An 11,310-nucleotide genomic window follows, 5' to 3' on the forward strand; every position below is an offset into this window, starting at 1 on the left:
CTTGATATTTTAACCCAGAGCCAAGAACAATAGGCTTTCCAGGTGCCAACAGAGATTCGCCCAGATCGTAAGGAGAGTGTTTCAATGAAGAATATGATTGCCTTTGCACGTAAGCGTGGTGGTAAGAGCATGGCTGATAAGCTTGCTTCTGAAATCATGGATGCTTTCAATAACCAGGGTGGTGCTTACAAACGTAAGGAAGATATGCACCGCATGGCCGAGGCTAACCGCGCATTCGCCCACTTCAGATTCTAAAGGAAGATCCCAATGGCAATTGATAAGGAATTATCTTTTAATTTTTACGGGTATAAAATGGCGGTCTTACCGACGTTAATGGTAAATGATGCAAATTTATTAGAAAAAATAGTGGAAATTTTAAAAGATCCGAGCGAAAAGAAAAAAGATCTGCAAGGCATACAAAATATCGAAGAAAGTATTAATTACGAGTTGGAATCCGTAGCTAAAGCGCAAGCAAATATGCCCGTGCTAAATACAATTCTATTTTATAAAAAAAGCAATGCTGCGGTTAATGTATTATTGCAAATAGATGATGTATTGCCGTCTTATATTTCTAAAATTTCCGATTTAATGGGTAGATATAATATTAGGGCGATTAGGCGAAAAGATAGTAAAGATCAACAAGACGATACTATTTACATGCAAAATTTATTTCTTAAAAACATCGATATTATGGATTTTTTATTATCGCAAAATAGGATGAATTTAGATGATATGATGGAAAAATATGCTGCTTTGATTTATAAAGGCAATATTAACTCTAGCTATGCGTCAAAAATAGAATGGGGATTTTATTTTAATCGCGTTAAGACATATCAAAATAGAAGTATAGAAAGTATCGAAAAATATCAAAATTTCTTTAATGAAATGGGTGCTTTAAATGAAAAAATATCATTTGCAAGGGAGGTTAATTTGCAAAGCTTAAGCGATAAAAAAGAGCTAATAAGCTCTATTTTGAAAAATAGCGAATTTCTAAAAGATAATGAAGTATTGCAGAGCGCATATTTGCTAGGAATGATGTCTGCAGGGTTGATAAATCGCCAATTTGCTATTAGCAAAAATAGTTCATTCGAAAAATGGCTGAATAATGCTGGACTAATTACGAAAGAGCTTTTAGAACGGATTTGGACTAAGTGCGATGAAACTAACAAAAAACTCTCCAATGTATCGCGAGGAAAAAGAAGCTAATATAGAAATCATGCGCGATATTTTGATTGGAATTTTACCAAATGCGTTTTTATCTCAAAAGCGAGTTAAGAGCGCTTATGTAACGCTGGCTTTTGCTATGGGCGGAAGTGATTTTACGAAATATATTAAAGATAACACTCAAGGAGACGAGTAATGAAAAAGAAAGAAATTCTATTTCTTTGGGACGGCGAAAATTTTAATCCAAACGGCGATATGCTAAGAGATAACGCTCCTAGGATAGACGATGAGACGGGTATAGCAGAAGTTACTGATGTACGTATAAAACGAACAATTAGAGATGAAATTATGAAAAAAGACGAAAGTACGATTTTTATTAAAGAGTATAAAAGAGATGAAAATGTATTAGATTGCAAAAGCGCAATACGTGAAGTGATTAATGTAAAGCAAGAAAAAATCGAGATAGAAAAAGAAATTTTATCTAAATTTATTGATATTCGCGCATTTGGTGGAGTTTTGCCAATATCGGATAAAGACGAGATGAAAAAAGAAGGCATAAAAACAGCAGGAATTCAATTTGTCGGACCCATTCAGTTTAGAATGAGCAGATCGCTTCATAGAGTTGCGGTAGAGCATATAAAAGGCACCGGCGCGTTTGCAAGCGGTAGCGATAAGGCGAATAAAACGTTTAGGGAAGAAGATTTTTTAAATTATGCAATGTTTGCAACTTACGGAATAGTGGATAATCATAGTGCAAAGATTACGAATTTGAGCGAAGATGATGTGAAAGTGATTTTAAGCGCGCTCTGGAGTGGGACTAAAAATTTAATTACTCGCACGAAAATGGGTCAGATACCTAGATTTATGCTAGTAATTACATATAAAAATGATACTTTCGCTGGAGATTTAAATAACTGTGTGGCTATAAATAGTAGCAAAGAAGATGTGGAGATAAGAAGTATAAATGATTTTACAATTGATTTTTCTAGATTAAAAGCTAAACTTACTAGATACGCGCAAGAGATCGAAAAAATAGAGTATATGAGCGATTTTGACTTCGAGCAAAATAACAGATCACAATTTGATAGTAATTGGATAAAAATAGGATTTTAAATGGATATAATAGCTTTTGAGCTATCGGGAGATTATGCGCATTTTTCTCATCCGGCTACTATCTACTCGTCTCTTACATACCCGGTGCCGCCAAAGACTGCAGTAATGGGGTTTTTGGGGGCGATTATAGGTGAAATGAATTATTTTAAACTTAACGATATAGGTTATAGCGTTATTTTAAGTTCGCAATTTCGCAAAAAAACTATGATTTTTAACGGTATAAAATTTGCTCTATCTTCAAGTATGCATATCGAACAAGGCTACCAAGATTCTAGTGAGAAAAAGCAGTTTTATAAAGAGCTAATAAAAGATCCTAGATATGTTATATTCGTTGATTTAAGTGCTTTAAATGTTTCTTATAAAGAAAATATAATCAACAGCTTAAAAGCTCATAGATGTGTCTTTACGCCATATTTAGGTATAAATTTTTGTATAGCGGATTTTAAATATATCGAGATAAAAAATTGTGAATTGGTTCATGAAAAAGAAAGTTTTATAGATACGTTCGTTTTGATGGACGATTTTATATTTGATGCACAAAGCTTTGATATCAGACTTACTACGGCTAGAATGGTTTGCGGATGCGAAGAGGGTCGAATTTTTAAGGATTTTAAAGATTTCGTTATTAAGTTAAGCGGCAATAGTCAACTCAAAGCAAAGAATAGAGGAAATATTTATCAAATAAATGACTACAGGGTCTACTTTGCAAAGTGAGCCGCTATCGCATCCTAATAAACCATTAATAAAGCATATAACAAATATGCTTGCTAAAGCGGATAGTAGGCTTTTGCAATGCGTTAAAATTTATCACGATATAGCTAAGCTAAAAACTAATTTTCAAATTTATATCAAAAATCCTACCGAAAAAATTGCAGATAAAAATCATGCTTTATTATCCGCTTACATATTTTTACTAAATTCAGAATTTAATGAGCTAGATACGGCTTTTGGGTTTTTATCCATCGTGTCACACCATGGAAATGTAGAAAATTTTTGTGAGCTTACAACGCAAAATAAAAATTTCGGTAAATATTTTGAGAGCTCGAAAGAGCTAGGCTTTTGGGATGAAGTCTTAGATAAAGCTTTAGGTTTAGAAATTTACAAAGATATTAAAAGGGATAAAAATGAGCTTTTAATTAAAGCTAAACATTTAAGAGAATACTTCAAATTTGCGAAAAAGAAGTTTGATTACGATGACTTTTTAAATTTCAAAGACATATTTTCATCCCTTATTTATAGTGATAAATATGAAGCTATTTTTAATCAAAGAATTCCTGTTTCTAAACCGGCGAATTCTAATACGATCGAAAAATATATCAAAGCCCTGGAAAATCGTAAGCCAAACGCGAAAAGAAGCGAGTTTAGAAAATTCGTTTTAAATAATTTCGATACAAATCATAATCTTTTTACTTTAACCGCGCCTACAGGCTACGGTAAGACTTTGACTGCGCTAAATTTTGCCGCTAAATTTAATAAAGAACGTATTATTTACGTGCTGCCGTTTACGGCTATCATAGATCAAGTTTATGATGAGATAAAAGAGATTTTCAAAGACGATAAAAATATATTAATTCATAAAATTCATCACAAAACTACGATAGATGAAAGTACCCCGCAAGATCGCTATTCTAAAGTTAAATTTTTGATGGATTCCTGTAGCGGAGATATTAACGTAACCACGCTATATCAATTTATATTTGCACTCTTTGGAAACAAAAATAAAGATAGCGTAAAATTTAACCGATTAAAAAATAGTGTAATAATAATCGATGAAGCGCAGGCGGTACCGTATAAGTTCAGGGCGGATTTTATGAAACTTAGCGAGATGATGGCGGAGAAATTCGGCTGCATTTTTATCTTTATGTCCGCTACGATGCCTATTATTGATGCGACTAAATTTAAAGAAATTTCAAATTTGGATTATTTCAAAGATCAAAATAGATACGTTTTAAAGTGGTTTGATGGTGACGAAAGTACTTTAAAAGATAAGATTAGACAATTGGCAAAAAGCAAAAATACACTAGTCGTCGTAAATACTATTAAAAAAGCTCAAGAGCTATTTTTGGAATTTTGCGACGAATTTAAAGTTTTTTGCCTAAACGGATATATGTGCGACGATCACAAACGAAAAAATATCGAAAATATAAAAGACGCGATTGCTAAAAATAAAAGTGGGCACGGTGATCCGATCTTGCTAATTTCTACGCAGTCTATCGAAGCTGGTGTGGATTTGGATTTTGATGTCGGATTTAGAGAGATAGCGCCCATTAGCTCGATTATCCAAACTGCTGGTCGTATAAATAGAAATTTCACAGCTCTGGGAGAGTTATACGTATTTAACGATATTTGCGACTATTCCGATCTCATTTACGGTGATTTAAAACGTATTAGCGATAATATTTTGGTAAAAATTCTAAAGCAAAGGGATATCATCGAAAGCGAAATTTTAGATATTTCCACTAGGTATTTCAGCTCCATAAAGCAAAGCCTAGAGGGCTTATTTTTAGCGGAGCAGATGCGAGAGCTCGGATTTTACGATATAAACGAAAAGATTAGCGAGGCGATGGATGATGGGCTTAAAATTTTAGTAATAATTGAGCCAAAAGAAGATTATATTAAAGAATTTCAAAATGAAATTTTTGAAATCAATAGGCTTGATATGGACAAATTTAATAAGAAAGATATATTTACGAATACTATTAAGAAAATTAATAGATTTGGTGTAAATATCACAGAATTTGATGCAAAGCGTTTAAATATAAAGCGTATTGATGGACTAAAAGATGTCTATTATTTACCATTCGGCGATACTTCGTACAATAATAATTTCGGGATTAAAAAGGATGCCGCCTTAAATCTCAAGAATGAGTTTTTCGACTAATGTTTTGCAAGGACCAAATCACCGGCACGCTTGTGAATTATTACGTCACCTGTAAGCGCGAGGCGTGGCTTTACGCACACAATATTCACGCCAATCAGGAAGATGAAAACATGCTGATGGGCAAGGCGCTAGCGGATATCAAAGAGAACGATTTGCAGGACTTTGCATTTTCAAATTTGAAATTCGACAAGCTTTCCAAGCAGCGCGGACATTATCTCATCACTGAATATAAAAAGAGCCTAAAAAATCCAGAAGCAGGCAAGATGCAGCTACTTTTTTATATCTATCTTTTAAAAATAGGCTTAAATTTAAAAGAGGTGAAAGGCAAATTAATTAGCGGCAAAACCGTCATAACCATTGAGGACAGCGCCGAAAATTTCACTAAAATCGAAACAATTCTAAACGACATTGTCACCCTTGTGAACGAGTCAAAGCCGTCTAAATTTAGCCCGCAAAAGATTTGCGAGAGTTGCGCTTATCGTGATTATTGCATTTAGGAGATAGAATGTACGCTATTTTATTTTACGATATTTCAAGCAGCGACGAAAAGGAGAAAAATAACGCCGCGCGCGTCCGAAAGGCGGTCGAGAAGTTTCTGCCTCGCGTGCAATTCAGCGTTTTTGAGGGTGAAATCAGAGCGAGCGATCTTAAAAAATTAATGGCGATTTTGCAAAAAGAATGCTCTAACAAGCTTGATTCGGTAGTAATTTATACTTTTAATTCGCTCAAATATTCACAGCGCCTAGTCATCGGACGCGATAAAAACGAAGCGATTTTCAGCTAAAATTTAAGGATAAAGTATGCAAAAATTGGATTGCACGCATTTTATTTTGAGCCCAGGCCGATTGCGCCGCAAAGATAATAATCTATACTTCGATAAATTTAACGACGAGGGCGGAATTTTAACTAGTAAAATTTTGCCGATTAACGCGATTGATGAAATTTATATTGTGGCGCGAGTGGAGCTTGATACCTATGCTATGGCGTTTTTGGCAGATAATAACATTTTACTGCATATTTTTAGCGCCTATCAGAGCTTTCGCGGCAGTTTTTTCCCGAATACTTCAAATTCTGTAAATAAAAGCGGCTTTGTGCTTTTGGCGCAGCTGAGGGCTTTTGATGATCTTTCTAAGCGCCTTTTTATCGCTCGCGAGATTACTCGCGCTCGCATCTTAAATGCAGCTATTAATTGCAAGGCTTATGGCGTCTCGCTCGATACTGCGCCGCATCTGGATGCCCTAGTGCGCGTCTACGACATAGCAGCGGTAATGGCGGTGGAAGGCGGCTTTGCCAAGCAGTATTTTGCGGCCTGGAACGAAATCATCGAGGATCAGTGCAGTTTTAAATTTACGACGCGTTCCAAACGCCCACCGGCAGATAAAATTAATGCCCTCATTAGCTATGTAAATACGCGTATTTATAACGTCTGCCTCAGCGAAATTTACAAAACCGAGCTCGATCCGCGCATCGGCTTTTTACATGAGCCAAACTACCGTGCGCTAAGTCTGCATCTAGATCTTGCAGAGATTTTTAAGCCTATTTTAGGCGATAGATTAATTTTCGGAATGTTAAACAAACGCGAGATTACGGCAAAAGATTTTGAAACGGATGCGGGGCGTATTCGATTCGGTCGAGAAGCGGTGCAAAAAATCGAGCTAAAAATGATTGAGAAACTATCATCTTGCGCGAACGTAGCGGGACAGAGCTTAACCTGGCGTCAAATTATCCGTCGCGAGGCAAATCAGATTAAAAAATACGTCTGTGAAGGCGTGCCTTACGAGGGGCTGGTATGGCGGTAGGTCTCAGGGCTTCGAGCTTAATTTATGCTTTTTTAATCTTAACTAGAATCACTTACGCCTATAGATTACGCCCTCTTAAAATGCATGTTTTTTGAAATAAATTTGATCTGAAGCACGGAACGGCGAACGAATTGGCTTTAAAAACGCATATGCTTTTAAAATTTCAGCTTTTTATTATTCACACTTCGATTTTTGAATATCTTTATATTTAGATTTTAACATTTGCACTCACGATACATATAGATAGCGATAAAGTTGCTTTTAAGATTCTGAAATGCCTAATTTTTGGCATTGAGCAATAGGCGCTTTTTTAAATTTAGTCCATTTTAAGGCATAAAAATATATACTCCTAACACTTTCTACCTAGAAAAATGGCAAAATTCGTGCTGTAGAATTCCATCCCATTGGGAATTGAAACCGTGCAGTAAGCTTTACGGAGCTCGAGTAAGCCCGGTAGAATTCCATCCCATTGGGAATTGAAACACTAAAGTAAGCAAATTCTACACTGAATTTCCGCGTAGAATTCCATCCCATTGGGAATTGAAACAATGTTGAGGAGTCTACCCAGGCAGATTCGTCAAATAGTAGAATTCCATCCCATTGGGAATTGAAACGATATGCGGCTGAACGAAATCGAAAGCGATGCGAAGTAGAATTCCATCCCATTGGGAATTGAAACTCGGTCATATCGCTATGCTTTGAGAAATCGGTAATGTAGAATTCCATCCCATTGGGAATTGAAACTAATCCCACTCTATAAGCGTATCGTTGAAGTCTTTTGTAGAATTCCATCCCATTGGGAATTGAAACTTAAGCCCAAAGGCTTATGAGCGCATAGCGCAATGGTAGAATTCCATCCCATTGGGAATTGAAACGTTTCGATATGCAAATCTGAATTGCATATCGAAGTAGAATTCCATCCCATTGGGAATTGAAACTTTAGCGCTTTGAATCTGATCTAATTTTTTTGCTAGTAGAATTCCATCCCATTGGGAATTGAAACAGGTTGCATATCAATTCCGGCTTTGAAAGCTTAAGTAGAATTCCATCCCATTGGGAATTGAAACATTCGTATTCGTTTTCATATTTATAAAGAGATGTGCGTAGAATTCCATCCCATTGGGAATTGAAACTAAAATCCTCGGTCCACGTATATCCACTAAAATTTGGTAGAATTCCATCCCATTGGGAATTGAAACGATATAATTTATCAAAAGGAAAGGAAAAGATTGTGTAGAATTCCATCCCATTGGGAATTGAAACCGACCAAGGATGATCCCGAAGCTAGACCTAATGGGGTAGAATTCCATCCCATTGGGAATTGAAACAAAAAGAAATTCAGCTTCCTGATGGTAAAGCTAGGGTAGAATTCCATCCCATTGGGAATTGAAACATGAAGTTTTTGACCTTTACGTTGCGGGTTCTAAGGGTAGAATTCCATCCCATTGGGAATTGAAACACCCAACGCTCAAAAGGACGAGTTTTGCTCTCTCGTAGAATTCCATCCCATTGGGAATTGAAACTGAAAGACGCTGCACTATTTGGCTGCAAAAGCTTTAGTAGAATTCCATCCCATTGGGAATTGAAACTCCGACTATCAAGCCCGAGGAGATGGGAAAATGGGTAGAATTCCATCCCATTGGGAATTGAAACTCAACTCTTGGTGTTTTTAAGGCTTTTTGGGACGTCGTAGAATTCCATCCCATTGGGAATTGAAACAATTCCAACTCTCTAATATCTTCAAGAGCGTGCTCCGGTAGAATTCCATCCCATTGGGAATTGAAACATACAATGTCAGGGTATTCTGAGCCATCTGATTCTGCGTAGAATTCCATCCCATTGGGAATTGAAACATAGTGTTGCCGACGGGTATGATTTAGAGGTTTGGTAGAATTCCATCCCATTGGGAATTGAAACAATCGGTTACGAATTTGTCTGCCTTGACCTTGCGTAGAATTCCATCCCGTTGGGAATTGAAACCTGAAAGCGCAGAATCAAGTCTTTCAAGTGAAGCCATTGTAAAATTTCATCCCGTTGGGAATTGAAACCGGCGTTTTCGGTAACAATGGGTAAAACGAATAAGAGTAGAATTTCATCCCGTTGGGAATTGAAACTTGAATTCTCTTCCTCGTATCGGTTGCGAGCGGTAATTTTGTAGAATTTCATCCCGTTGGGAATTGAAACAGTATCTTTTTTCGTCTAAATTTGAGGCGTTTAAGTAGAATTTAATCCCGTTGGGAATTGAAACTATCGGCTATACTACCTCTGAAATTCATCGTAAAAGTAGAATTCCATCCCGTTGGGAATTGAAACTCTATTCCCTGCATTTTCGCTAATAATGGATAAGGTAGAATTCCATCCCGTTGGGAATTGAAACGAGTGCTAAAACTGGTAAGATCCATATTCAACCTTTGTAGAATTCCATCCCGTTGGGAATTGAAACTGTCAGTATATAAAAATAAATCTTGTCGGCAAATAAGGTAGAATTCCATCCCATTGGGAATTGAAACAAATATCATGCGCCACTTTTTGATCTACGATGCAGGTAGAATTCCATCCCGTTGGGAATTGAAACTTGCTTTCGCAAAAAGCCGTGATTTGGGCTTCGAGTAGAATTCCATCCTGTTGGGAATTGAAACATAGCAAAAGACGAGACTATACGACTTTTCGTCTATGCGTAGAATTCCATCCCGTTGGGAATTAAAACCAATTCATATAAAATTTTCCTCACCGCTTGGAAAGGTAGAATTCCATCCCGTTGGGAATTGAAACGCCGAGAAATACGGCATAGAAAAAGCGCTTATAATGTAGAATTCCATCCCGTTGGAAATTGAAACTATAAACTATCATTAAATCTATTGCCATAAAAGCGAAGTAGAATTCCATCCCGTTGGGAATTGAAACGCTGTATTTGAGATTTCATATTTTTCTCTCCTATAGGAGCATTTAATAGAATTTACCGAGCAGAATTATACCCGATAAAATTTTTACCAAATAAAATTCCGGCTTAGATTTTAAAATTTATCGAGTAAGGCTCCGCATCTCAGAGCTTAGAATTTTAAATTTAAGAAGCAGAAACTTCAAGTTGCGTGGTTTGAAACACGAGGATTTTAGATTATAAAATTTGAAATGCCGGCAAGCTTTAAATTTGAAGTGGGCGAATTAGATTCAGAGCCTCGCAGCTTAAAATTTTAAATTTGAAACAAGCAAAGAAGATTACGAGCCCCCGGTTTGAAATTTTAAATTTGAAGTCAAAGGGGCAAATTTTAAGATCATTTCAAAATTTACCCTTTTAAATTTACATATCTTGAGCTCTATTCATAAAGTTTTACGTATTAATTTACGCAAAATTTGGTCAAAAAAAGATGTTCTCATAAACTTAGCCGCATTAAATTTTTATCTCTTCTTTTTAGAATAAAAACCGTTACAGACGCGATTATTAGCGATGATAAAGCGCTTATCATCATTATATTAAAATTAAAATTTGAGCGGTCAAACAGATGTCCCAACCAAGTCAAATCGGCTTTTGCTAGGATTATCACAGCTAGCGGATAAGTATAAAATAAACTTATAAAAAATGCAGATGCGCCGGATATTTTATCTAGCAGAATAAAAGCCTTTATTTTGGAAAATACAAAGCAGCAGATGATTAAAGGCAAAATTACCGTCGCGCAAAATAGATACAACACCATAGCGCCAAAAATATCGCTTTCGCTATCGCTTGCTTCTTCGTGCCACGTTAGTTCAAAAGCTTTCATAACAATAGAAAGCGGATTTGCGATATCACAACCTCTATATTCCGCCAAAAAACCGCAATCTATGCCGGCAAATATAACGCCCAAGCAGTCTACAGTAAAAAAGAGCAAGGCGATCCAGAATAAAATCCTCACCCCTTTTAGCTCAAAACATTTTTTAATGAACTCTTTTATCGCCCTACTCCCCAATTCATAGCTTTTAAGATAAATTTGGCTTTTATATCGCATTTCATTTTGGCGCCTTTAATGCTCTTTGTCGTGATCTCTCATCAAATTTAAGCCTCAGCTACGCTAAATTTTAAAATTTATCGAGCTGAATTCTGATAGGACAAAAAACTACTTATCTACTTATCCTTTCTTATATCTATTAATGTTACTGTAAAATTATCTTGGCTCTCCCAGTATGGTTTAAAATGAAATTTAATCAATATTTCCTCCAACAACGATACAATATCGCTATCTTCTAAAACCTTTACTTCTATAGCCTCAAAACCTAATATTACCCACACTCTTTCAAATAGCTTACCATTTATTTTTTGATCATATTTATAATCCAAAATAATATTTACACTATCACCATTATAATACAATCTCCATA

General features: G+C 35.9%; 10 protein-coding genes, 1 pseudogene and 1 CRISPR repeat array. Of the genes and pseudogenes, 9 read left to right on the top strand and 2 right to left on the bottom strand.

Translation table 11 applies throughout. The annotated features are described in order from the left end of the window. Positions 1-42 precede the first annotated feature (42 nt). The 9 genes from Q0257_RS00410 to cas1 are packed head-to-tail and all read left to right on the top strand — an operon-like array spanning position 43 to position 6,957. Positions 43-255, top strand: a complete 213-nt coding sequence (locus tag Q0257_RS00410) for a hypothetical protein (protein ID WP_298020147.1) — start codon at positions 43-45, stop codon at positions 253-255. Between the two features lie 12 nt (positions 256-267). Then, on the top strand, positions 268-1,206 hold the full coding sequence (locus tag Q0257_RS00415) for a TM1802 family CRISPR-associated protein (RefSeq protein ID WP_298020150.1): 939 nt from the start codon (positions 268-270) through the stop codon (positions 1,204-1,206). Further along, positions 1,157-1,360, top strand: coding sequence for a TRIC cation channel family protein (locus tag Q0257_RS00420; protein ID WP_298020153.1), 204 nt, complete (start codon positions 1,157-1,159; stop codon positions 1,358-1,360). Before Q0257_RS00415 ends, Q0257_RS00420 begins: the two co-directional genes overlap by 50 nt. Continuing rightward, complete coding sequence (cas7b, locus tag Q0257_RS00425; protein ID WP_298020156.1) at positions 1,360-2,277, top strand: type I-B CRISPR-associated protein Cas7/Csh2; 918 nt, start codon at positions 1,360-1,362, stop codon at positions 2,275-2,277. Before Q0257_RS00420 ends, cas7b begins: the two co-directional genes overlap by 1 nt. Further along, positions 2,278-2,991: a CRISPR-associated protein Cas5 gene (gene cas5, locus Q0257_RS00430; protein ID WP_298020159.1), complete on the top strand. Its 714-nt coding sequence runs from the start codon at positions 2,278-2,280 to the stop codon at positions 2,989-2,991. A gap of 46 nt (positions 2,992-3,037) precedes the next feature. After that, positions 3,038-5,158: a CRISPR-associated helicase Cas3' gene (gene cas3, locus Q0257_RS00435; RefSeq protein WP_298020162.1), complete on the top strand. Its 2,121-nt coding sequence runs from the start codon at positions 3,038-3,040 to the stop codon at positions 5,156-5,158. Beyond that, positions 5,158-5,655 (top strand): Dna2/Cas4 domain-containing protein, encoded by a 498-nt coding sequence (locus tag Q0257_RS00440; RefSeq protein ID WP_298020165.1) that lies wholly within the window; start codon positions 5,158-5,160, stop codon positions 5,653-5,655. Before cas3 ends, Q0257_RS00440 begins: the two co-directional genes overlap by 1 nt. Positions 5,656-5,663: 8 nt before the next feature. Continuing rightward, entirely contained in the window at positions 5,664-5,942 is a 279-nt protein-coding gene (gene cas2 / locus Q0257_RS00445; protein WP_298020167.1) for a CRISPR-associated endonuclease Cas2, read from the top strand. Positions 5,943-5,958: 16 nt separating this feature from the next. After that, positions 5,959-6,957 (top strand): CRISPR-associated endonuclease Cas1, encoded by a 999-nt coding sequence (gene cas1, locus Q0257_RS00450; protein ID WP_298020170.1) that lies wholly within the window; start codon positions 5,959-5,961, stop codon positions 6,955-6,957. Between the two features lie 388 nt (positions 6,958-7,345). Next, a CRISPR array of direct repeats spans positions 7,346-9,861; the repeat unit is 30 nt; unit sequence GTAGAATTCCATCCCATTGGGAATTGAAAC. A 467-nt stretch (positions 9,862-10,328) separates the two neighbouring features. On the opposite strand, the gene Q0257_RS00455 is transcribed toward cas1, so the two are convergent. Both Q0257_RS00455 and Q0257_RS00460 read right to left on the bottom strand, forming a co-directional pair. Beyond that, positions 10,329-10,940: a hypothetical protein gene (locus Q0257_RS00455; protein WP_298020173.1), complete on the bottom strand. Its 612-nt coding sequence runs from the start codon at positions 10,938-10,940 to the stop codon at positions 10,329-10,331. 116 nt (positions 10,941-11,056) lie between these two features. Further along, positions 11,057-11,310 (bottom strand): annotated as a pseudogene (locus Q0257_RS00460) (hypothetical protein); the annotation flags it as partial.

Origin of the sequence: uncultured Campylobacter sp. (assembly GCF_938018035.1) — a bacterium.
In the GTDB taxonomy this organism is placed as follows: Bacteria; Campylobacterota; Campylobacteria; order Campylobacterales; family Campylobacteraceae; genus Campylobacter_B.

Bases quoted from the DNA above. Each gene is read 5' to 3' on its own strand.
- Q0257_RS00415 (WP_298020150.1), top strand. From the start codon at position 268: ATGGCAATTGATAAGGAATTATCTTTTAATTTTTACGGGTATAAAATG.
- Q0257_RS00420 (WP_298020153.1), top strand. From the start codon at position 1,157: ATGAAACTAACAAAAAACTCTCCAATGTATCGCGAGGAAAAAGAAGCT.
- cas7b (WP_298020156.1), top strand. From the start codon at position 1,360: ATGAAAAAGAAAGAAATTCTATTTCTTTGGGACGGCGAAAATTTTAAT.
- cas5 (WP_298020159.1), top strand. From the start codon at position 2,278: ATGGATATAATAGCTTTTGAGCTATCGGGAGATTATGCGCATTTTTCT.
- cas3 (WP_298020162.1), top strand. From the start codon at position 3,038: ATGCTTGCTAAAGCGGATAGTAGGCTTTTGCAATGCGTTAAAATTTAT.
- Q0257_RS00440 (WP_298020165.1), top strand. From the start codon at position 5,158: ATGTTTTGCAAGGACCAAATCACCGGCACGCTTGTGAATTATTACGTC.
- cas2 (WP_298020167.1), top strand. From the start codon at position 5,664: ATGTACGCTATTTTATTTTACGATATTTCAAGCAGCGACGAAAAGGAG.
- cas1 (WP_298020170.1), top strand. From the start codon at position 5,959: ATGCAAAAATTGGATTGCACGCATTTTATTTTGAGCCCAGGCCGATTG.
- Q0257_RS00455 (WP_298020173.1), bottom strand. From the start codon at position 10,940: ATGCGATATAAAAGCCAAATTTATCTTAAAAGCTATGAATTGGGGAGT.